The organism is Aeromonas sanarellii (assembly GCF_000820085.1).
Taxonomy (GTDB): domain Bacteria; phylum Pseudomonadota; class Gammaproteobacteria; order Enterobacterales; family Aeromonadaceae; genus Aeromonas; species Aeromonas sanarellii.
This window is the reverse complement of record NZ_CDBN01000032.1, coordinates 22,434-43,496: the sequence shown is the minus strand read 5'-3', so window position 1 is coordinate 43,496 and position 21,063 is coordinate 22,434. Positions and strand designations below refer to the sequence as shown.

17 protein-coding genes are annotated in these 21,063 nt (G+C 66.3%); 11 read left to right on the top strand and 6 right to left on the bottom strand.

The genetic code is table 11. The features are described 5' to 3' along the window. Window positions 1–72: 72 nt before the first annotated feature. From BN1132_RS06435 to BN1132_RS06425, 3 genes are all read right to left on the bottom strand, one after another. Window positions 73–801 carry an MgtC/SapB family protein gene (locus BN1132_RS06435; RefSeq protein ID WP_042076098.1) on the bottom strand — a complete coding sequence of 243 codons (729 nt, stop codon included), beginning with the start codon at window positions 799–801 and terminating at the stop codon, window positions 73–75. Between the two features lie 146 nt (window positions 802–947). Next, window positions 948–1,352, bottom strand: a complete 405-nt coding sequence (locus tag BN1132_RS06430) for a hypothetical protein (RefSeq protein ID WP_042076096.1) — start codon at window positions 1,350–1,352, stop codon at window positions 948–950. A 360-nt stretch (window positions 1,353–1,712) separates the two neighbouring features. After that, window positions 1,713–1,898, bottom strand: a complete 186-nt coding sequence (locus BN1132_RS06425; protein ID WP_042076094.1) for a YgaP family membrane protein — start codon at window positions 1,896–1,898, stop codon at window positions 1,713–1,715. 92 nt (window positions 1,899–1,990) lie between these two features. On the opposite strand from BN1132_RS06425, the gene BN1132_RS06420 reads away from it, so the two are divergent. The 9 genes from BN1132_RS06420 to BN1132_RS06380 are packed head-to-tail and all read left to right on the top strand — an operon-like array spanning window position 1,991 to window position 11,668. Continuing rightward, window positions 1,991–2,305 (top strand): ArsR/SmtB family transcription factor, encoded by a 315-nt coding sequence (locus BN1132_RS06420; RefSeq protein ID WP_042076102.1) that lies wholly within the window; start codon window positions 1,991–1,993, stop codon window positions 2,303–2,305. After that, on the top strand, window positions 2,305–2,718 hold the full coding sequence (locus BN1132_RS06415) for a YeeE/YedE family protein (protein ID WP_042076092.1): 414 nt from the start codon (window positions 2,305–2,307) through the stop codon (window positions 2,716–2,718). Before BN1132_RS06420 ends, BN1132_RS06415 begins: the two co-directional genes overlap by 1 nt. A gap of 13 nt (window positions 2,719–2,731) precedes the next feature. Further along, on the top strand, window positions 2,732–3,178 hold the full coding sequence (locus BN1132_RS06410) for a YeeE/YedE family protein (RefSeq protein ID WP_042076090.1): 447 nt from the start codon (window positions 2,732–2,734) through the stop codon (window positions 3,176–3,178). Window positions 3,179–3,219: 41 nt separating this feature from the next. Beyond that, the gene (locus BN1132_RS06405; RefSeq protein WP_042076088.1) at window positions 3,220–4,260 is read left to right on the top strand and encodes an efflux RND transporter periplasmic adaptor subunit; all 1,041 of its coding nucleotides are present in this window, start codon (window positions 3,220–3,222) and stop codon (window positions 4,258–4,260) included. Next, on the top strand, window positions 4,253–7,405 hold the full coding sequence (locus BN1132_RS06400) for an efflux RND transporter permease subunit (RefSeq protein WP_042076086.1): 3,153 nt from the start codon (window positions 4,253–4,255) through the stop codon (window positions 7,403–7,405). The genes BN1132_RS06405 and BN1132_RS06400 overlap by 8 nt, the downstream gene beginning before the upstream one ends. A gap of 27 nt (window positions 7,406–7,432) precedes the next feature. After that, a complete protein-coding gene (locus BN1132_RS06395) occupies window positions 7,433–8,572 on the top strand; it encodes an efflux RND transporter periplasmic adaptor subunit (RefSeq protein ID WP_042076083.1) in 1,140 nt (379 codons plus the stop codon). Then, the gene (locus tag BN1132_RS06390; RefSeq protein WP_042076080.1) at window positions 8,565–9,254 is read left to right on the top strand and encodes an ABC transporter ATP-binding protein; all 690 of its coding nucleotides are present in this window, start codon (window positions 8,565–8,567) and stop codon (window positions 9,252–9,254) included. The genes BN1132_RS06395 and BN1132_RS06390 overlap by 8 nt, the downstream gene beginning before the upstream one ends. Then, the gene (locus BN1132_RS06385) at window positions 9,255–10,469 is read left to right on the top strand and encodes an ABC transporter permease (protein WP_042076078.1); all 1,215 of its coding nucleotides are present in this window, start codon (window positions 9,255–9,257) and stop codon (window positions 10,467–10,469) included. Further along, window positions 10,469–11,668 carry an ABC transporter permease gene (locus BN1132_RS06380; protein WP_042076075.1) on the top strand — a complete coding sequence of 400 codons (1,200 nt, stop codon included), beginning with the start codon at window positions 10,469–10,471 and terminating at the stop codon, window positions 11,666–11,668. Before BN1132_RS06385 ends, BN1132_RS06380 begins: the two co-directional genes overlap by 1 nt. Here the strand turns inward: BN1132_RS06380 and BN1132_RS06375 are convergent. Continuing rightward, entirely contained in the window at window positions 11,665–14,109 is a 2,445-nt protein-coding gene (locus BN1132_RS06375; RefSeq protein WP_042076074.1) for a diguanylate cyclase domain-containing protein, read from the bottom strand. The genes BN1132_RS06380 and BN1132_RS06375 overlap by 4 nt on opposite strands. A 416-nt stretch (window positions 14,110–14,525) precedes the next feature. On the opposite strand from BN1132_RS06375, the gene BN1132_RS06370 reads away from it, so the two are divergent. Both BN1132_RS06370 and BN1132_RS06365 read left to right on the top strand, forming a co-directional pair. Beyond that, complete coding sequence (locus BN1132_RS06370; RefSeq protein WP_042076071.1) at window positions 14,526–15,539, top strand: lipoate--protein ligase; 1,014 nt, start codon at window positions 14,526–14,528, stop codon at window positions 15,537–15,539. A gap of 180 nt (window positions 15,540–15,719) precedes the next feature. Next, window positions 15,720–17,414, top strand: coding sequence for a pyridoxal phosphate-dependent decarboxylase family protein (locus tag BN1132_RS06365; protein ID WP_042076070.1), 1,695 nt, complete (start codon window positions 15,720–15,722; stop codon window positions 17,412–17,414). A 72-nt stretch (window positions 17,415–17,486) separates the two neighbouring features. Here BN1132_RS06365 and BN1132_RS06360 read toward each other — a convergent pair whose 3' ends face one another. Further along, the gene (locus tag BN1132_RS06360) at window positions 17,487–17,849 is read right to left on the bottom strand and encodes a copper-binding protein (RefSeq protein WP_042076068.1); all 363 of its coding nucleotides are present in this window, start codon (window positions 17,847–17,849) and stop codon (window positions 17,487–17,489) included. A gap of 46 nt (window positions 17,850–17,895) precedes the next feature. Next, window positions 17,896–21,024: an efflux RND transporter permease subunit gene (locus tag BN1132_RS06355; RefSeq protein ID WP_042076065.1), complete on the bottom strand. Its 3,129-nt coding sequence runs from the start codon at window positions 21,022–21,024 to the stop codon at window positions 17,896–17,898. Between the last annotated feature and the right edge of the window lie 39 nt (window positions 21,025–21,063).

Sequence of the window (21,063 nt, the reverse complement as noted above, 5' to 3'; positions counted from 1 at the left end):
CGCCCAGCAAAAAGCCCCGCCGATCCAGCGGGGCTTTTTGCTGGGCGCCATGGCCCGAGCGGGCCCGGAGTCTCAATCCGTGGTGCTGGCGCGCCAGAAGATCTGCTTGATGCGGGGATGCTCCCCCAGCCGCTTCATCAGGGCGTCGAGCTCGTCACCGTCGATGGAGGTGGCGAGCAGCACCGCCGAGATCTCCAGATCCTGCTCCCCAAACGGCTCGATGTCGAGCTCGCTCAGGGGGTAGTTGGCCTGCTCCAGCATCTGCTCCAGCCAGGGCAGCACCTCCTTCTGGTGGGTGCGGCGGATGAGGGCCGTGACGCGGTAGGTCACCTCGGTGTCGGTATTGTCCACCGGGTGGCGGTTGATCTGGTTGACCAGGGGGCGTAGCAGGGTGTTGGCCGCCAGCACGAAGAGGGCGCCGAGCACGGCCTCCAGGGCGAACCCGGCGCCGCTGGCGGCCCCCACCGCCGCCACCCCCCACAGGGTGGCGGCGGTGTTGATGCCGCGGATGTTGCCCGATTCGCGCATGATGACGCCGGCCCCGAGAAAGCCGATGCCGGAGACGATGTAGGCCACCACGTGGACCACGCCGTAGCTGCCGCCGTGCAGGTCGTAGATGCGCTGGGCCAGGTTGACGAACAGGGCCGCCCCCACGGCCACCAGCACGTTGGTGCGAAGGCCGGCGGTGCGCTGGCGGTACTGACGCTCCAGGCCGACCAGGCTGCCCAGCACGAAGGCGAGCAGCAGGCTGGCGAGGGTGTCGAGCAGGGCGATGAAATCGAGTTGTTGCCACATTCTCATGGGTGACTCCTTCTGACGGGGCCGACCCGGTGTCCCGGGGCGAGATGTCCATGGGGACATCGAAGGAACGCGGTCGGCGCGGGGTGAATGAAAACGCGCCCTCCCGCGTCTGGCCGGGAAGGCGCGGGAGGGGAGTGCCGGGCCCGTTAGGGCCGCCGGCCCGGGCCTTGCGCCGGCAAGGGGGCGCGGGGGGCCGGCGCCGGGTCCGGGTGCAGCTCCCAGCGCACCGGGTGATCGGCCCCGACCAGGTGGACGAACTGCACCAGGTAGCGGCGTTGGGGCGGCGTGCAGCAGAGGCTCAGCACCAGCACGCGACCTTCGCCGCGACCGGGTGTCATGGCCTGCCTGGGGTGCAGGCCGGCCGGCTGCAGGGTGCGGCTCACCCCGACCAGCACCCGCTCCATGTCGGCCCTGTCCTCGCAGCGGATATGCAGTCGATAGTGATGCCGGCGCCTCTGGCGGCACCACAGGCGCGGCCAGAGGCCAAGACCCAGCCTGCGCAGCAGGGAGCGGGTGTCACCGGCCAGCCGGTTATGTGAAGTCAAGCGCATAGTAGCCTCCTTTCGGGAAGCAGAAACTATGCAGGCAAGGTGTCGGCCTTGGGCCGGTCACCTGACGTCAAGTGTAAAAAGAAGGGGGGGGGGAAGATCCGCTTCTCGCTGGGGTGGCGAGTCGCGGCAGGGAGTGACCTGCGGCTAGCTCGCGACCGGGGTGCCGACGAACGGGGTCGGCGTGCATCTGTCACTTGATGAGTTGCCCACTGATGGTCTCCGCTATGGGTAAAGAGGCCACATGGTAGCCGATGCGGCGGCCGGGGTAAACCCTGGGACTCTGACAGCAACATATTGAAACAAAATGGGGTTTTACCACGAGGGAGCCATAGCTCCCTCGTTTTCATCGTCCGGTCTGGGCTATTTCATGCCCATGCGCCTCAGGATCATGGCGGCGGGGCAGAAGCCGGTGAACGCACTCTGTATCAGGTTGACCCCGACAAAAACGCTCAGCCAGACGAAGCCCGGGTGGACCCAGGCAGTGAGCAGCAGCGACAGCAGCAAGATGCAGCCTGCGACCACTCTGACTCCGTTATCGACTGTCATGTGTCTCTCCTTTTTTTTGGTTGTTTAGTTGTTGCTAATTTAGTGTTTATTTATACAATAGACTAAATATCAGCAATTGCTAATTTATGCTTATGAGCCCATTCGACGAGATGTACAGACACGCGACGGCGGCCGCCTCCCTGCTCAAGGCGTTGGCTCATCCCGAACGCCTGATGGTGCTCTGCCAGCTGGTGGAGGGGGAGAAGGGGGTCGGGGAGCTGTTGGCCCACAGCCAGCTCGGGCAGTCGGCCTTTTCCCAGCAATTGTCGGTATTGAAGCGCCATGGCCTTATCCGTTCGCGCAAGGTCTCCCAGCAGATCTACTACTCGCTGGTGAGCGAGGCCGCCGCCGATGTGCTGGCGGCGCTGCAAACCCATTTTTGTCACTCTGAAAATAAGGAATCTTGATGATGGAAAGCCAATGGCTGCTCTCTTTGGGCGGCGGCATGCTGGCGGGGCTGTCGGCCCTGCTCCTGATGTTGTTCAACGGCCGGGTGGCCGGGATCAGCGGCATTCTGGCCGGTGCCTTGCAACACCGGGCGCCGTGGCGGGTGCTGTTTCTGCTGGGGCTCGGGGCGGGCGCCTGGCTGGCGCTGACCCTGGGTTGGGCCAGCATGCCCGCATTTACCACCCTGCCCGGTTGGCCGCTGGTGCTGCTGGCCGGTCTGCTGGTGGGCGTCGGCACCCGCCTTGGCAACGGCTGCACCAGCGGTCACGGCATCTGCGGCATGGGGCGGCTCTCGGTGCGCTCCATCGCGGCCACCCTCACCTTTATGGCGGCCGGCTTTATCACCGTCTTCGTCACTCATCATCTGCTGTAAGGGGTTGATCGTCATGGCATTGCTGACAAGTTTGCTCGCGGGTCTGCTGTTTGGCCTGGGGATGGCCATCTCCGGCATGGTGGATCCCGCACGGGTCACCGGTTTTCTCGATCTGGCGGGGGCCTGGGATCCCAGCCTCGCCTTCGTCATGGGGGGCGCCCTGCTGGTCTTTATGCCGGGATACTTCCTGCTGGTGAAACCGCGCAGTCAGAGCCTGCTGGGGGAGCCCATCGCCGCCGTACCGGCCCCCAGGCTGGATCGCCGCCTGATCGGCGGGGCTGTGCTGTTTGGCATCGGCTGGGGGCTGGTGGGCATCTGCCCGGGGCCAGCCTTGAGTCTCATTTCTAGCGGGCAGCCCATGATAATGTTGTTTATAGCAGCCATGGTGGCCGGGATCTTGCTGGTCGACCGGGTGCTGGTTCCCGCACGGAGCAAGGCTCGCCAGCCCCATACCGCCTGATCCCGTGAAGTGACTGATGACGCCAGGGAAGGAGAGTGATGATGGAAAACATCCGGTTGCTGGGGATCACCTTGCTGGTGATGACATCGCAGGCCATGACATCCACCCAAGCCCTGGCCGCAGAAGGGGATCCGGTGGCCCCGCTGACTGTGGCGCCACAGCCGGTGACCGACTGGCTGACACTGGATGGCACAGTCACTGCCATCCATCAGGGGACGGTGGCGGCCCAGACCAGCGGTCGGGTCTCCCGTATGCTGGTGGATGTGAACGACGAGGTGCAGGCGGGGCAACCGCTGCTGGAGATCAGCGGCAAGGAGCAGTTTGCCGCCGTCACGGGGGCCGAGGCGCGGCTGGCCCGGGCCCAGGCCCAGCAGGTGGAAGCCGAGCGCCAGCTTGCCCGTTTTCAGGCGCTGATCGCCAAGGGGGTGATCACCCGCGCCCAGCTCGACAGTGCCCAGGCGACTGACCGGGCCGCCCGCGCGGAGGTGAATGCGGCCGAGGCAGCCCTCACCCAGGCCCGCGAGGCCTACGGCTATACCCGCATCCTCGCCCCCTACGCTGGAGTGGTGACCAAGCGGCTGGTGGAGCTGGGGGAGACGGTTGCCCCCGGTACCCCGCTGCTCTCCGGCTTCTCCCTTGACGAATTGCGGGTGGAGGTGGAGCTGCCCCAATCAACTCTGAAGCTGGCTCGTGAGCCTGCGGATGTGCAGGTGCTGCTGCCGGATGGCAACACCGTTACCCCCCTCAAACTGACCCGCTTCAACTATGCCGACAGCCAGAGCCACGCCTTCAGGCTGCGCCTCGACCTGCCGCCGAGCACGGCGGGGGTGCTGCCCGGCATGTGGCTCAAGGTGCAGCTCAAGCAGGGCGAACGTCAGCTGCTGCAGGTGCCGGAGCGCGCCCTACTGCGGCAAGGGGAGTTCAACGGCGTCTATCTGCAGCAGCCCGTTGGTTGGGCCCTGACGCCGGTGCGGGTCGGCCACTGCTTGGCTGGGCAGTGCGAGATCCTGGCCGGGCTGCAAGCCGGTGACAAGCTGGCCCCCGATGCCTGGGCGCAGCAGCAGGCGGTGGCTCATGAGTAGCGAGCTGAACGGCAACAAGGGGAGGCTGGGGCCAGCGGGCCGACTGGCTGCGCTGTTTCAGGGCTCGGCCATCACGCCGCTGCTGGCGCTGGTGGGGCTGCTGCTCGGTCTGTTTGCGGTGCTGGTGACTCCCAAGGAGGAGGAGCCGCAGATCGATGTCACCTTCGCCGATGTCTATATCCCCTTCCCGGGTGCCAGCCCGATGGAGGTAGAGTCCCTCGTTACCACCCCGGCCGAGCAGGTGGTCTCCCAGATAAAGGGAATTGATACCCTCTACTCCTTCTCCCAACCCGATGGCGCCCTGCTGGTGGTGGTGTTCAAGGTAGGGGTGAGTCGCGAACAGGCCATCGTCGATCTCAACAACCAGCTCGATTCCCACCGCGACTGGTTGCCCCAGGGGCTCGGCGTCGGGCCGCCCCTGGTCAAACCCCGGGGCATCGACGACGTGCCCATCGTCAGCCTGACACTCTGGAGCAAGCAACTGGGCGCCCCCGAGCTGACCCGGGTCGCCCATGAGCTGGAGACCGAGCTCAAGCGCATTCCCGGTACTCGCGATATTTACAGTCTGGGCAGCCAGAGCGCGGTACTGCGGGTGATGCCGGATCCGGCGGCACTCAGCGCCCACGGCATCAGCTGGGGCGAGCTGAGTCAGCGACTGGCTGCCGCCAATCGGGTGGGCCCGACACAGGCCACCTGGCAGAACAACAGTGAGATCAAGGTGCAGGTGGGGCAGTTCCTGCAAAGCGAGCAGCAGGCCCGCGAGCTGGTGGTGGGGCTGCAGGACGGTAAACCTGTCTATCTGGGGGATGTGGCCAGTGTTTCTCTGGGTCAGGAGACCCCGACCAAGCGCAGCTGGATGGGGCAGGGGGATCACAGCTATCCGGCGGTGACGCTGGCCATCGGCAAGCAGCCGGGCCAGAACGCGGTCGATGTGGCCAAACGGGTAGAGGCGCGGGTCGAGAGTTTGCAGAACCGGCTTATCCCGGCTGGGGTCGAGGTGACGGTGACCCGGGACTACGGCGTCACCGCCGAGACCAAATCCAACACGCTGATCGGCAAGTTGATTTTTGCCACCACGGCGGTAGTGCTGCTGGTGCTGGTGAGCATGGGCTGGCGCGAGGCGCTGGTGGTGGGGGTGGCTATCGTCATCACTCTGGCACTGACTCTGTTTGCGAGCTGGGCCTGGGGTTTTACCCTCAATCGGGTGTCGCTGTTTGCGTTGATCTTCTCCATCGGCATTCTGGTGGATGACGCCATAGTCGTGGTGGAGAACATCCACCGCCATCGCGGCTTGGGCAAGGGGGCGCTCAAGGATCTCATTCCGGGGGCGGTAGACGAGGTGGGCGGGCCGACCATACTGGCGACCCTGACCGTGATCGCGGCCCTGCTGCCGATGGCCTTTGTCAGTGGCCTGATGGGCCCCTACATGAGCCCCATCCCCATCAATGCCAGTATGGGGATGCTTATCTCCCTGCTGGTGGCCTTTATCTTCTCCCCCTGGCTGGCCAACCACCTGCTCAAGAGCGAGGCACATGTCGTCCACGGTGAGGCCAAGGCCGGACTCTTCCAGCGGCTGATGACCCCTTTCCTGATCGGTGACGGCGCCAAGCGCGCCAGACGCAAGCTCTGGCTGGCCATCCTGCTGCTGGTAGCGGGTGCCGCCGCCATGCCCATGGTGCAGTGGGTGGTGCTCAAGATGCTCCCCTTTGACAACAAGTCGGAATTCCAGCTGGTGCTCGATATGCCGGAGGGGGCGACCCTGGAGCAGACCGAGCGCACCCTGCTGGCGGTCGGGCGGGAGCTGGCAAAAGTGCCGGAGGTGAAGGATTACCAGATCTATGCCGGCACCGCGGCCCCCATCAACTTCAATGGCCTGGTGCGCCACTACTTTATCCGCAGCGGCGCCAACCTGGGGGATATTCAGGTCAATCTGGTGGACAAGCATGAACGGGATCGCAGCAGCCACCAGATTGCCCAGTCGGTGCGGGCCCCCTTGCAGGCTATCGCCAGTGCGGCAGGGGGCAACCTCAAGGTAGTGGAGGTGCCGCCCGGCCCGCCGGTCTGGTCCCCCATCGTTGCCGAAATCTATGGCCCGACTCAGGCCGCCCGTGAAGCGGCCGCTCGCGCCGTACAGGCCCGCTTCGTGGCCACGGCGGATCTGGTGGACGTGGATATCTATCTGACCGACCCCCAGCCCAAGTGGCGGCTGGTGGTGGATCGCAGCAAGGCGGCTTTGCTCGGGGTCGATCTCGGGGATCTGGTGAGCACCCTCCATGGCGGGGTGGGTTATCAGGATGCCAGCTGGCTACAGGGGCACGGCGCCAAGTATCCGGTGCCGATCCGCATCGAACTGGCTCCCGGTGACAAACGGGAGCTGGCGGGCGTGCTGGCCCTCAAGGTGCGCAGCCAGAGCGGGCAGCTCGTCCGGGTATCAGAGCTGGTGAGTCGCCGTGATGAGGTGGCCCCCAGCTATATCATGCACAAGAACATGCAGCCCATGGTGATGGTGGTGGCCGACATGGGCGGCCACACCGACAGCCCGCTCTACGGCATGTTTGCCGCCGGTGCCGACATCGACCTGCCCCAATATTACGTGCAGCAGCCCGACAAGTTGGGGGAGGTGGCGCTGTTGTGGGACGGGGAGTGGAAGGTAACCTACGAGACCTTCCGCGACATGGGGCTAGCCTACGGGGTGGGGATGATCCTCATCTACCTGCTGGTGGTGGCCCAGTTCCGCTCCTATCTGGTGCCGCTCATCATCATGGCCCCCATTCCGCTCACCCTCATCGGGGTGATGCCGGGGCACGCCCTGCTGGGGGCCCAGTTTACCGCCACCTCGATGATAGGGATGATAGCCCTCGCCGGGATCATCGTACGCAACAGCATCCTGCTGGTGGACTTTATCGAGCAGCAGCGAGGTGCTGGCATGCCGTTCGAGCAGGCGGTGATCGAAGCGGCGCAGGTGCGGGCCAAACCCATCATGCTGACGGCGTTGGCGGCGATGATCGGGGCTTTGTTTATCCTCGATGATCCCATCTTCAACGGACTGGCCATCAGCCTGATTTTCGGGATCCTGGTCTCCACCTTGCTCACCCTGGTGGTGATACCCTTGCTCTATTATGCCCTGCTCTCCCGACGCACGTGACGGGAGCCGATGGCGAAAGGAGGCGCGATGAAGAGAGGCTGGCTGTGGTGGACGGCGGGCGCCGGGGTGGCGGTGGCCGTCCTGGCATGGTGGCTGCGCCCGGTGGCGACGCCCGTCCCGCTGGTGAGCGTGGATCGCGGCGAGGTGCGCGTCACCGTGGTCAACACCCGGGCCGGCACCATCAAGTCGTGCCAGCGGGCCGGGCTCAGCCTGCCAGCTGGCGGCGTGGTGGAGCGGATCGCCGTCAAGGCTGGGGACAGGGTGGCGCAGGGAGATCTGCTGTTGACCCTCTGGAGTGAGGACATTCGCGCCGATCTCGACCGTGCCCGGGCCCAGCAGGCCCTCGGCAAGACCCAGCGCGAGGAGCGTTGCAGCGAGGCCACCTACTACGAGCGGGAGGCCAGCCGCCTCGCCACCCTGCTCGCCAAGAACCTCACCTCCCGCACCCTGGCCGAGCAGGCCCAGAACCTGGCCGATACCCGCCGCTACATCTGCCGGGCGTCCCGCCAGCAGGAGCGGGTCGACGAGGCGCTGGTCGCCCAGGTGGAGGCCCGCCTGACCGAGCGGCGCCTGCTGGCGCCCTTTGCCGGCGTGGTGGCCGAGGTCAACAGCAAGCTAGGCGAATACATGACGCCCTCACCCCCCGGGGTAGCCATGCCCCCGGTCATCGATCTTATCGACGATAACTGTCTGTATGTCTCAGCCCCCATCGACGAGGTGGATGCCGCCCGCCTCAGGGTGGGCCAGCGCGCCCGGGTGCTGCTCGACGCCATGCCAGGGCGCGATCTCGCCGCCACCGTCACCCGCATCGCCCCCTATGTGAAGGAGCTGGAGAAGCAGGCCCGCACCGTGGAGGTGGAGGCGGCGATCACCGCCCCGCCCGGCGACGTGCCTCTGCTCATCGGCTACAGCGCCGATCTCGAGGTGGAGGTGACTCGCGCCACCGATGTGCTGCGGGTGGCGGCCAGCAGCCGGGCCGACGATGGCAGCGTGTTGCGGCTGGAGGGGGATAGGCTGGTGCGGGTCCGGCCTCGCTGGGGCGTGGAGAACTGGAGCTGGGTTGAGGTCACAGAGGGGCTCGCCGCCGGTGACCGGCTGGCGGCTCAGCCCGGCCAGATAGCCGGGGAGGGGCCCTTCACCGCCGCCACGGAGCCGGTGGATGAGTGATCTCATTCGCCTCGAGGCGGTCAGCCGTCGCTTCACCCTGGGGGGGAGCGAGGTGGCCGCCCTCGATCGCGTTTCCCTGCGGGTCGCCGAGGGGGAGTATCTGGCGGTGATGGGCCCCTCGGGGTCCGGCAAGTCGACCCTGCTCAATGTGCTGGGGCTGCTGGACAGGCCAGACGAGGGGCGCTACTGGCTGGGGGGGGAGGACACCGCCACCCTGCCAGAGCCGGCGCTGGCCCGGTTGCGCGGCCATCGTATCGGATTCGTGTTCCAGTCGTTTCACCTGGTCTCCCGCCTCACCGCCCGCGAGAACGTCGAGCTGCCGCTGATGCTGTGCGGCGTCGCCCCCACCGAACGTCATCGCCGCAGCCAGCAACTGCTGGCGAGCCTGGGGCTGGACAACCGGGCCGACCACAGGCCCGCCGAGCTCTCCGGCGGCCAGCGCCAGCGGGTGGCCATCGCCCGGGCCATGGCCATGGCGCCGCGCCTCATCCTGGCGGACGAGCCCACCGGCAACCTGGACTCCCGCTCCGGGGAAGAGGTGATCACCCTGCTCGAGGGGCTCAACCGGGAGCAGGGCATCACCCTGGTGGTGGTGACCCACGACCCGCGCCTCGGCGAGCGGGCGGGCAGGCGGATCCTGATGAACGATGGTCGCATCGGCAGCGACAGCGGTGGTAACTGAATGCGGCGCCCCGATGCCATCCGCTTCGCCGCCGTGGCGTTATTGCGTCAGCGCACGCGGGCGCTGGTGCTGATCCTGGCGGTGAGCCTGAGCGTCACCTCGGTGCTGCTGCTCACGGCGCTGGGGGAGGGGGCGAGGCGCTATGTGGCCGACCAGTTCAGCACCCTTGGCAAGGATCTGCTGGTGATGTTCCCGGGTCGCAAGGAGACCACGGGCGGGCTGCCGCCGGTGACCGGCAACAGCCTGCGGGAGATCACCCTAGATGACATGCGCTACCTTGGCCAGCATCAGCCCCGGCTCAGGCTGGTGCCGCTGGTGATGGGCTTTGCCGAGGCCAAGCAGGGGGCCAGGGTGCGCCAGACCATGCTGCTCGGCAGCAGCAACGGCCTGCGGCATACCCACGGGCTGGTGCTGCTCGCCGGCCGCTGGCTGCCGGGGGAGGCCACAGAGGACAGGCCTGTGGTCCTGCTCGGGGCCGTGGCGGCCAGGGAGCTGTTCGGCCGGATCGATCCCCTCGGCCAGTGGCTGCGTTTTGACAATCGTCGCTTCCGGGTGGTGGGGATCTTCACCAGCCAGAGCAGCAATCTGGGGATGGACATGGCCGAGGCGGCGCTGATCCCGGTCGGTAGCGCCATGAGGCTGTTCAATACCGAGGGGCTGTTTCGCCTGCTGATCCAGCCGCTGGACGGGCAGGCGGTGCCCCCGCTGGTAACGCGGCTGGAGCAGCTGATGCAGGGGCGTCACGGAGTGCTCGATGTGACTGTGGTCAGGCGCGACGCCATGCTTGCCACCTTCTCCACCATTCTGGCCACCCTCACCCTGGCGGTCGCCGGCATCGGCGCCATCAGCCTGCTGGTCTCGGGCATCATGATGATGAATCTGGCGCTGATCAGCACCCGCCAGCGGACCGGGGAGATAGGCCTGCTCAAGGCGCTGGGGGCCGACAGCCGCCAGATCCGCCGGCTGTTCTTGTGGGAGGCGCTGCTGCTGAGCGGTGGAGGCGCCCTCATCGGCACCCTGCTGGGCTATGCCCTGGTCGCCCTCGCCGGCCTGATCTGGCCGACCTTCCCGGCGGCGGTGCCCTGGCAGGCGACGCTCTGCACCCTGCCGGCGGCCCTCTTGACCGGGCTCTTCTTCAGCTGGCTGCCGGCGTCCCGTGCGGCAAGACAAGATCCGGTCAGCAGCCTGCGCAGCGGGCAATGGAGCGGTGACTGATGCGCCTCGCCGATCTGCTGTTCTGGCTCTGGCGCGCCCTGCTGGCCGGGCGCAGCCGCAGCCTGCTGTCGGCGCTCGGCATCGCCATCGGGATCGCCTCGGTGACCCTGCTCACCGGCATCGGCGAGGGGCTCAGGCTCTATCTGCTCGACAGCTTCTCCCAGTTCGGTACCCGCTTGATCGCGGTGACCCCGGGCAAGACAGAGACCGCCGGCGGCCCGCCCGGCATCCTTTCCAGCAGCCGCCCCCTGCTGCTGGAGGATGCCGACGCCCTCGCCAGATTGCCGGGGGTTGAGGCCGCGCTCCCTGTGGTGCAGGGTCAGGGAGAGGTGCGCAGCCGGGGGCTGACCCGCAGCACCGCCATCCTGGGCACAGGCCCGGCGGCGCTCTCTGGCTGGCGGCTCACCCTGGTGCAGGGGCGTTTTCTGCCCGCGGACGACAGCGCCATGCCCCGCGCCTATGCGGTGCTGGGCGCCAAGGTGGCGGCGGAGCTCTTCCCCGGCGGGGATGCGCCGGGCAGTCTGCTGCGGGCCGGGGATCGCCGCTTCCGGGTGGCCGGGGTGCTGGCTCCCAAGGGGCAGTTTCTCGGCTTCGATCTGGACGACATGATCTATCTGCCCGCCGCCCACGCCCAGGCGCTGTTCAACAGGGAGGGGCTGCAGGAGATCGACGTCATCTATGGTGCCGGGCGGGCGGAGGCCGAGATCTCGGCCCATATCCGGCGGGTGCTGACGGCCCGCCACGGCGCCGAGGACTTTACCCTCACCTCCCAGCAGGACATGCTGGCGAGCCTCGACAAGATACTCTCCATCGTCAAGCTGGCGGTGGGCGGGCTCGGCATCATCTCGCTGCTGATCGGGGCGGTCGGCATCTTCAGCATCATGAGCATCGCCCAGCAGGAGCGGATCCCCGAGGTGGGCCTGCTGATGGCGCTGGGTTGCCCACGGCGGCGCATCCTGCTGCTGTTTCTGCTGGAGGCCGTGGTGCTGGCGCTGCTGGGGGGGACCATGGGGCTGGTCCTGCTCGGGGGGCTCAAGCTGCTGCTCGCCCTGCTGGCGGCGGGGCTGCCGCTCAGCCTCCATCCCCTCTATCTGTTGCTCGCGCTGGGGTGCAGCGCCCTGGTCGGTCTGCTGGCCGGGGTCGCCCCGGCGCTGCGGGCGGTGCGCCTGGACCCCGTGGTCGCCCTGCGCGGCGACTAGCCGAGCGCCTGCTGCCGGACGTCGCCCGCCTCGAAGAGCGCGAAGTAGCGCCGGTCGGCCTGGCTCATGTGGCCGACCACCAGCTCATGGATGATGAAGTTGAGCAGTTCGTCGTGGCCCAGGGTGCCCGCCCTGGCGGCGGCCATCAGCTGGTCGGTCATGCTCAGCAGTCGCCGGTGATCCTGGCGGTGGGCCTCCAGCTCGGCAAAGTCATGCTCCGCCAGCACCTGCTCCTCGGCGGCGAAGTGCTGGCGGGCCATCTCGAAGACCCGCTCCATCTCCTCCAGCAGTCGATCCGGTCGCCCGTCTGGCTCGTTCAGACGTTCCAGCAGCCGGTTGGTCAGCCTGAAGAGCTGGCGATGCTCGGCGTCGATGCGGGGGTGACCGCACTCGTGGGCGGGTTGCCATTGCAGGGTGTCCGGTGCCAGCCCGGCGGCGAACAGGCAGACCCGGCCCCGGCCGTGGTGCTTGGCCTGGTACATGGCCTGATCGGCGTGGTGCATCAGGGTCTTGGGGTCGGTGCCGTGCTCCGGATAGAGGGCCACCCCTATGCTGCCGGAGATGCACAGCGCCTGCTGCTCGATCGAGAAGGGGTGGTGCAGGCTCTGGTGCAGCTTGTCGGCTACCGCGAGGGCCGCGGCGTCCGTATCGGGCAGCAGGATCACGAACTCGTCGCCGCCCAGGCGCGCCACCAGGTCCTCCTCCCGCACGCAGTGGCGCATGCGCTCCGCCACCTGTTTGAGCAGCTGATCCCCGGTCTCGTGGCCGAAGGTGTCGTTGATGGGCTTGAAGTGGTCGAGATCGATGAAGATGAGGGCCAGCGGCCGCTCGGGAGCCTGCACCATGGTCTCCTTGAGCCGCTGCTGCAGCAGGCGGCGGTTGGGCAGCTGGGTGAGGGGGTCGTAGAAGGCGAGGCGGCGCATCATCTCCTCCCGTGCCGAGCGCTCGGTGACATCCCGGGTCACCCCCAGGATGGCGTCCGGCCAGGCCCGGGTGTTGCCGTGCAGGGTGGTGACCGTCTCGATGGCGACCAGATGCCCGTCCTTGTGGCGCAGCTGGGAGTGGATGACGCACCGGGTCCGATCATGCTCCCCCCGCTGCCAGGCGGCCAGGGAGGCGGCGATCTCGTCGCGCAACCGGCCCCAGGAGTCATCGGGCAGCAACCGGCGAAGGGAGAGATTGAGCAGTTCGGCGGGTTCATAGCCGCTCAGGGACGAGATGGCGGGGCTGATGTAGCGAAGACGCAGGCTGGCGGTGTCCATGGTCCAGATGACGTCGCCGCTGTTTTCCGCCACGAAGCGGTAGTGCTGTTCGCGCTGGACCAGTTCCTGGGTGAGCCGCTGTCGGTCGAGCGCCTCCTGGCGCAGGCGCAGATAGAGGTACAGGAAGATGCCGAGCAGCACCAGCAGGCTGAGGGTGACCAGGATGGCCACAGTGACGCTTCGGTCGAACAGCTGGCGCTGCTGGAGCAGGCGGGCCTGGGCCGTGTTGTAGATGAAGGGGGCCAGGTTGGGGACGGCCTTGAGCATGCCGGCATCCCGGTAGGTCCTGGCGATCTGCTCCCAGCGTTCCGGCTGCATGTAGCCGGGCTCTATGATATCGGGCTGCATCAGCGCCCGGGTCTCGCGGGCCTCGAAGGCCAGCTGCGCGCGATCGGCCCTGCCGGGGTACTGCGTCAGGATGAGGTCGATCATCTCCTCGGGGTGGTCCATGGCATAGCGCCACCCCCTGAGACTCGCCTGCAGGAAGGCGTCGACCCTCTCCTGATTGGTGACGATCTCGTGCTCCGAGGTAAAGAGGTTTTCGCCGTAGAAGTCGAAGCCGATCTCCCTGGGGGTGAACACCCGGTGGGGAATGCCCCCTCGCGCCAGCGCGAAGGGCTCGGTGGAGCTGTAGGCGCTGATGACATCCGCCTGTCCCGTGATCAGCGCCTGCACCCCCTGCGCATAGGGCAGGGTCTCCCACGTCTTGTCCCGGGTGTGGTGATGCAGATAGGTGAGCAGCTCGTTGGCGCCGGGCTCCAGCATCAGGCGCTTGCCGGCCAGATCCGCCGGGGTGCGGATGTCCGGCCTGTCCAGGGTGATGAGCACCAGGGGGGAGTGCTGCAGCATGGCGGCGAGTACCACCACGGGGCGCCCTGCGGCCCGGGCCAGCAGCAGATCGCTGCCCCGGATGCCGAATTGGGCCCTGCCCGTGGTCACCTCGTTGATGACGTCGGTGCGGGGGCCGGCCTCGCGCAGGGTGACCCGCAAGCCCGCATCCCGATAGAACCCCTTGGCAAGGGCGGCATAGTAACCGGCGAACTGGAACTGGTGCTGCCACGGCAGTTGCACTATGAGGTGCTCGTCTGCCCTGAGGGGAAGCGTGGTCAGGGTGGAAATCACCACCCAGAGGGGCAGAAGCCAGCGCGCACGCTGGCAGGATGCATCGGACTCCGTCATACCGCGGTTCTCTCGGGAGGTGCTCTCCTGGCTAGAGTCAAACAATTTCTGTCCGTTCGCAAGGGGATCAAGGCCCGTCGAGAAAGGATATAGGGGGGAATAAAAGTCATTTTTGTGTCGTTCATCACGCCTGATGGCGGCACGGCTCATTTTGGCGCCTCGTCTGGGCGAAAGAAACGCCCTGATGGGAAGAAAAGGTGGCCATGCGGGGCGCGTCTGGGCCGCTACTCTTGCAGTCTGCTATTGATATAACGCATGTTTTTGGTGGTTGCGTGTCAACCCGCCTCGCAGCACCAACGGTGGAGGCTTTTTCCCGCGCAGGCGGCCCGCCCCGGCCACGGGGGTGCGCCGATCCTCCCCCAGGTGGTATGGTAGTCACCCGTTTCCTGTTCTCTGTTTCCTAACAAGGTCCCGCCATGTCCTCCTTGCGCCTGCTGCTTTCCGATTCCCACGACCCCCTGTTCAACCTGGCGGTGGAGGAGTGCATCTTCCGCCAGATGGACCCCGCCCAGCGGGTGCTGTTTCTGTGGCGTAACGCCAATACGGTGGTGATCGGCCGGGCCCAGAACCCCTGGAAGGAGTGCAACACCCGGCGCATGGAAGAGGACGGGGTGACGCTCGCCCGGCGCAGCAGCGGGGGTGGCGCCGTGTTCCACGACCTTGGCAACAGCTGCTTCACCTTCATGGCGGGCAAGCCGGAGTATGACAAGAGCGTCTCCACCGCCATGGTGCTGGAGGCGCTCAAGCGGCTCGGGGTGGAGGCGTTCGCCTCCGGGCGCAACGATCTGCTGGTGGCGACCCCGGACGGGGATCGCAAGGTGTCTGGCTCGGCCTACCGGGAGACCCGGGATCGCGGCTTCCACCACGGCACCCTGCTGCTGGACGCGGATCTGGGCCGGCTCGCCCACTACCTCAATCCCGACCCCAAGAAGCTGGCGGCCAAGGGGATCAGCTCGGTGCGCAGCCGGGTCGCCAACCTCTGCGAGCTGTTGCCGGGGATCAGCCATGAGCGGGTGGTGCAGGCCCTGTGCGAGGCCTTCTTCGCCCACCATGGCACCCGGGTTGCCCCCGAGCATATCTCCCCCGAGCGGATGCCCGACCTGCCGGGCTTCGCCGAGACCTTCGCCCGCCAGCGCAGCTGGGAGTGGAACTTCGGCCAGGCGCCCGCCTTCAGCCACCTGCTGGAGGAGCGCTTCCCCTGGGGCGGGGTGGAGCTGCACTTCGACGTGGAGAAGGGGGTGATAGGCCGGGCGCAGATCTTCAGCGACAGCCTGGAGCCGGCGCCGCTCGATGCGCTGGCCGAGCGCCTGCCCGGGGTTGCCTATCGCCCCGAGGCCATCGACGACCTGTTGCAAGGGTGGCGGGCCGATTTCCCGGAACATGCCGAGCTGGAACCTTTCTGCCACTGGTTGCTGGCCGCCCTGCGCTGACCGAACCGGCGTGATCGGGGTCACAAGACGGCGAGGGGGACGCCTCGGGGGAGGCATTTCCAGCCCCCGTCAGGGCTCAGTCATGACAAAAAGTAGGGCGGCGCATTAGATATTGTCTCTGTTGATGCTTTCGTCATGAGGGTATAAGAACCGCACCTTTGCCGTACCCAGGGTATAAAAATGAGTGATCTGGTTTACCTGAAAGACGACGGCGTCAACGCCGTCTCTCCCGCATTCGCCGCCCGTTTCGCCACCGTCAAGGCCCACTTCTTCTCCCGCAACCCCGATCTCTGGCCGGTGTTTCGCGAGCCCGGTTTCGCCACCCTCAACGAGTTTCGCGCCAGGGGACTTGCGCCGGATGCGCGCCTCAATGCCTGGCCCGATGGTCGTGCCCGCCTCGCGGATTTGTGTGAAACCATGCCGGTGCCCGCGCAGATGCGCACTCCGGGGGAGCCCATGACGGAGCTGCTGTTTGCCGGCGCCCTGTCCAAAGACTGGGAGAACCCCTCCAGCGTCGAGAACGTCATCACCATGTCGGCGGATCCCGCCATCTACGGCGCCCAGATGGGGATCCTCGCCAACCCCAACCTGGTCTACTCCGAGTATGCCGGGGTGGCCGAGGAGCTCGAAAAGAAGGTGGTGCGCCAGATTGCCCTGCTGGCGGGATACGATCCGGCCCGCGCCACCGGCATCTTCACCCAGGGGGGGACCTTCTGTAACCTCTATGGCTACCTGCTCGGCATTCGCAAGAGTTTGCCGCAGGCCAAGCACAAGGGGCTCGGTCACTATCAGGACTACCGCATCATCAACTCCCAGGGCGGTCACTACTCCAACATCACCAACCTCTCCCTGCTCGGGGTGGATATCGAGAACAAGACCATCCGCATCCAGGTCGGCGAGAACAACGACATCGATCTGGCGGATCTCGAGCGCACCCTGGCCGCCTGCTTCGCCTTGAAGCACGTGGTGCCCACCATTATGCTGACCATGGGCACCACCGATACCTTCGGGGTGGACAGGGTCAAGCCCGTGGTCGAGCTGCGGGATCGCCTGTGCGAGCGGTTCGAGGTGGCGGTCAAGCCCCACATCCACGTGGACGCCGCCATCGGCTGGTCGATGATCTTCTTCCTGGATTACGACTTCGTCGCCAACCCGCTGGCCATCAACGCCGCGACCCTGGCCGGTATAGAGCGCAACGTGACGCGCTTCGCCGAGCTGAAATACGCCGACTCCTTCACCGTGGACTTCCAGAAGTGGGGCTATGTGCCCTACACCTCCAGCCTGGTGATGATCAAGGAGCAGGAGGATCTCAAGGCGATGGAGAACGATCCGGAGAACTTCTCCTACTTCGAGCGGGACATCCAGGGCCAGACCCACCTGCAGTCCACCATCGAGTGCTCCCGGGGGGCGAGCGGCCTGTTCGGCGCCTATGCGGCCCTCAACTACCTGGGGGTGGAGGGCTATCGCACCGTGCTGGCCCACTGCCTGCAAAACGCGAACTACTTCCGCTTCCGCCTGAGCCAGCTCGGCAACGTCAAGCTGGTGGCCCAGGAGAACCAGGGGCCGAGCGTGGGCTTCAAGATCTACAACCCCGAGTGGGTGAGCGATCCGGAGGCCGAGTTCGCCTTCGAGCTGGCCCGCAGCCCGGACGCGGCCTACAAGGCGCGGCTGGCGCGCAACACCGAGTATCACCGCAGCCTGTTCACCGGGCGCGGCAAGGTGGGGCTCTACACCAACTGGGTGGAGGCGGTGGCGCACTCGGACTACGACGAGCGCGGCAAGTACTCCTACATCGCCGGGGAGAAGGCGGTATTCATGAACCCCGCCTGCGGCCGCGAGCAGATCGACGCCTTTATCGACCATATTCGCGGCTGAAGCCGACCGGGAGCGCAGATAAAACGACGGCGGGCCCAGTGCCCGCCGTTTTCATTGTGTGTGGTCTCGCCATCACTGTTTCTGGATGGCCGTCACCGTCAGCTTGCCACCCGGGTTCTCGGCGTGGAAGCGCACCGCATCCCCCACCTTCAGATCCTTGAGCAGGGCCGGATCCGCCAGCAGGAACACCATGTTCATGGGAGGCATCTTGAGGTTCTCGATGGCTTCGTGCTTGATGCCGACCTTGCCGTTGGGGGCGTCGATGCGGCTGATGACCCCCTTGGTCATCGTCATTTCGCCCATCTCGTTCATGCCGTCCATTTGTCCCATCTGGCTCATGTCGTGCCCTTCGTGGTGCATCATCTCCTCGGCCTGCAGGCCGGTGTGGGTGGCGAGGCCGAGCAGCAGGGTCAGCGTCAGCGTCTTGTAGTTCATCATGTTTTCCTCGTCATCTATGCAAAAAAGAGTTGTTTGAAGCGGATTATTCGGCCTGTTCGGGCACGGGCTTTCCAAGGTGCCGGCTGCGCCACAGGTAGTAGGCGGCGGGCAGCACCAGCAGGGTCAGCACCAGGGCGCTCACCATGCCGCCGATCATCGGGGCGGCGATGCGCTGCATCACCTCGGAGCCGGTGCCCTGGCTCCACATGATGGGCAAGAGGCCGGCGATGATGGTCACCACCGTCATCATCTTGGGGCGCAGGCGCAGGGCGGCGCCGTGGATCACCGCCCGGTGCAGGCCCGCCTTGTCCGGCTTGCCGCTCGCCACCAGGTCATCCCAGGCGTGGTTGAGGTAGACCAGCATCAGGACGCCGGTCTCCACCGCCACCCCCGCCAGGGCGATAAAACCTACCCCTACGGCGACTGACAGGTTGAAGTCCAGCAGCCAGAGGGTCCAGATCCCGCCCACCACCGCCAGCGGCAAGGTGGTGAGAATGAGCAGCACCTCCTGGAAGCGGCGAAACGCCAGATAGAGCAGCAGCACGATAATGGCGATGGTGAGCGGCACCACGTAGGCGAGGCGTGCCTTGGCCCGCTCCATGTATTCGTATTGACCGGACCAGGTGAGGGCGTAGCCCGCCGGCAGCACCAGCTGCCTACCCACCTCGGACTTGGCCTCTGCCACAAAGGAGCCGATGTCGCGGCCGCGAATGTCCACGTAGACCCAGCCGTTGAGGCGCGCGTTTTCACTGCGCAGCATGGGCGCCTCGTCGCTGATGTAGACCCGCGCCACGTCCGCCAGGGCGATGCGTTCCCCCTTGGGGGTCACCAGGGGCAGCAGCTCGAGGCTGGCCACCGAATCGCGGTAACTCTGGGGGTAGCGCAGGTTGATGGGATAGCGCTCGCGCCCCTCTATGGTCTGGCCTACCTCCATGCCGCCCACCGCGGTGGCGAGCACCGCCTGCACGTCGGCGATATTGAGGCCGTAGCGGGCCGCCTTCAGCCGGTCGATGTCCACCTTGACGTAGCGGCCACCCGCCACCCGCTCGGCGTAGACAGATGAAGCGCCCTCCACCTTGCCGACGATCTGCTCAAGCTGCTGGCCGAGCTGCTGGATCACCTTGAGATCCGGCCCCGCGATCTTGATGCCGACCGGGGTCTTGATGCCGGTGGCCAGCATGTCGATGCGGGTCTTGATGGGGGGGACCCAGGCGTTGGTGAGACCGGGGAAGCGGATGAGGGAGTCGAGCTCCTCCTTGAGCTTCTCCGGGGTCATGCCGGGGCGCCACTGATCCTTGGGCTTGAGCTGGATGCTGGTCTCCATCATCACGAGATCCGCAGGGTCGGTGGCCGAGTCGGCGCGCCCCGCCTTGCCAAACACATTCTGCACCTCGGGCACGGTGCGAATGAGCTTGTCGGTCTGTTGCAAAATCTCCCGCGCCTTGCCCACCGAGATGTTGGTCGCCGTGGTGGGCATGTACATGATGTCCCCTTCGTCGAGCGGCGGTATGAACTCGGAGCCCAGATGCTGGAGCGGCCAGAAGCCCGCCACCGTGACCACGGCGGCGGCGGCCAGGGTGGTCTTGGGGTGTGCCAGCACGGCGTTGAGCAGGGGCACATAGCCCTGGCTCAGCCAGCGGTTGAGGGGGTTGGCCTGTTCGGCCAGCACCTTGCCACGGATGAAGTAGCCCATGATCACCGGCACCAGCGTGATGGCGAGCGCGGCGGCGGCGGCCATGGCGTAGGTCTTGGTGTAGGCGAGGGGGTGGAACATCCGCCCCTCCTGCGCCTCCAGGGCGAACACCGGCAGGAAGCTGATGGTGATGATGAGCAGGGAGAAGAAGATGGCGGGCCCCACTTCTATGCTCGCCTCTGTGATGATGCGCCAGCGGTTCTTCTCCGTCAGCTCGGTGCGCTCCATATGCTTGTGGACGTTCTCGATCATCACGATGGCGCCGTCCACCATGGCGCCGATGGCGATGGCGATGCCCCCCAGCGACATGATGTTGGCGTTGATCCCCTGCAGGTGCATGACGATGAAGGCGGTCAGGATGGCGATGGGCAAGGAGATGACCACCACCAGGGACGAGCGCAGGTGGAACAGGAAGGCGAGGCAGACCAGCACCACCACGGCGAACTCTTCCACCAGCTTGCCGGAGAGGTTGTCGATGGCGCGCTGGATAAGATCGGATCGATCGTAGACGGTGACGATCTCCACCCCCTCCGGCAGGCTGGATTTGAGCTCCGCCAGCCGCGCCTTGACCCCGTCTATGGTGTGCTGGGCATTCTCGCCATAGCGCATGACGATGATGCCGCCCACCACTTCCCCTTCGCCGTTGAGCTCGGCCAGGCCGCGTCGGCTCTGGGGGCCGGTGACCACATCCGCCACATCCCCCAGCAGCAGGGGGGCGCCGCGCACATTGGTGCCGAGCGGGATCTGCTTCAGATCCTCCACGCTTTTCAGATAGCCATTCGAGCGCACCATGTATTCCGCTTCCGCCATCTCGATGACGGAGGCGCCGGTCTCCTGGTTGCCCTGCTTGATGGCGGTCTCGATAAGGGAGAGCGGGATGCCGTAGGCGCGCAGCTTGTCCGGGTCGACCCGCACCTGATACTGGCGCACCATGCCGCCCACGGTGGCGACCTCGGAGACGCCGTCCACCGTCTGCAGCTCGAACTTGAGCAGCCAGTTCTGCAGGGAGGTGAGCTCGCTGAGGTCATGCTTGCCGGTTCTGTCCACCAGGGCGTACTGGTAGACCCAGCCCACCCCGGTGGCATCGGGGCCGAGCTGGGGGCGGGCGGAGGCGGGCAGGTTGGGCGCAACCTGGCTCAGGTACTCCAGCACCCGGGCTCGGGCCCAGTAGAGGTCGGTGTCGTCGTCAAACAGCACGTAGACGAAGGAGTCGCCGAAGAAGGAGTAGCCGCGCACCGTGGTGGCGCCCGGCACCGCCAGCATGGCGGTGGTGAGCGGGTAGGTCACCTGATCCTCCACCACCTGCGGCGCCTGGCCGGGGTAGGAGGTCTTGATGATCACCTGGACGTCGGAGAGATCCGGCAGGGCGTCCACCGGGGTCTGTTTGACCGACCAGAGCCCCCAGGCGGTGAGCATGAGGGTCAATAGCAGCACCAGGAAGCGGTTGCCCACGGACCAGCGAATAATCGAGGGGATCATGGTTGGGCTCCTTGCTCATTGGGTGCAGAGAGCGGAGAG

Bases quoted from the DNA above. Each gene is read 5' to 3' on its own strand.
- BN1132_RS06435 (WP_042076098.1), bottom strand. From the start codon at position 801: ATGAGAATGTGGCAACAACTCGATTTCATCGCCCTGCTCGACACCCTC.
- BN1132_RS06430 (WP_042076096.1), bottom strand. From the start codon at position 1,352: ATGCGCTTGACTTCACATAACCGGCTGGCCGGTGACACCCGCTCCCTG.
- BN1132_RS06425 (WP_042076094.1), bottom strand. From the start codon at position 1,898: ATGACAGTCGATAACGGAGTCAGAGTGGTCGCAGGCTGCATCTTGCTG.
- BN1132_RS06420 (WP_042076102.1), top strand. From the start codon at position 1,991: ATGAGCCCATTCGACGAGATGTACAGACACGCGACGGCGGCCGCCTCC.
- BN1132_RS06415 (WP_042076092.1), top strand. From the start codon at position 2,305: ATGATGGAAAGCCAATGGCTGCTCTCTTTGGGCGGCGGCATGCTGGCG.
- BN1132_RS06410 (WP_042076090.1), top strand. From the start codon at position 2,732: ATGGCATTGCTGACAAGTTTGCTCGCGGGTCTGCTGTTTGGCCTGGGG.
- BN1132_RS06405 (WP_042076088.1), top strand. From the start codon at position 3,220: ATGGAAAACATCCGGTTGCTGGGGATCACCTTGCTGGTGATGACATCG.
- BN1132_RS06400 (WP_042076086.1), top strand. From the start codon at position 4,253: ATGAGTAGCGAGCTGAACGGCAACAAGGGGAGGCTGGGGCCAGCGGGC.
- BN1132_RS06395 (WP_042076083.1), top strand. From the start codon at position 7,433: ATGAAGAGAGGCTGGCTGTGGTGGACGGCGGGCGCCGGGGTGGCGGTG.
- BN1132_RS06390 (WP_042076080.1), top strand. From the start codon at position 8,565: ATGAGTGATCTCATTCGCCTCGAGGCGGTCAGCCGTCGCTTCACCCTG.
- BN1132_RS06385 (WP_042076078.1), top strand. From the start codon at position 9,255: ATGCGGCGCCCCGATGCCATCCGCTTCGCCGCCGTGGCGTTATTGCGT.
- BN1132_RS06380 (WP_042076075.1), top strand. From the start codon at position 10,469: ATGCGCCTCGCCGATCTGCTGTTCTGGCTCTGGCGCGCCCTGCTGGCC.
- BN1132_RS06375 (WP_042076074.1), bottom strand. From the start codon at position 14,109: ATGACGGAGTCCGATGCATCCTGCCAGCGTGCGCGCTGGCTTCTGCCC.
- BN1132_RS06370 (WP_042076071.1), top strand. From the start codon at position 14,526: ATGTCCTCCTTGCGCCTGCTGCTTTCCGATTCCCACGACCCCCTGTTC.
- BN1132_RS06365 (WP_042076070.1), top strand. From the start codon at position 15,720: ATGAGTGATCTGGTTTACCTGAAAGACGACGGCGTCAACGCCGTCTCT.
- BN1132_RS06360 (WP_042076068.1), bottom strand. From the start codon at position 17,849: ATGAACTACAAGACGCTGACGCTGACCCTGCTGCTCGGCCTCGCCACC.
- BN1132_RS06355 (WP_042076065.1), bottom strand. From the start codon at position 21,024: ATGATCCCCTCGATTATTCGCTGGTCCGTGGGCAACCGCTTCCTGGTG.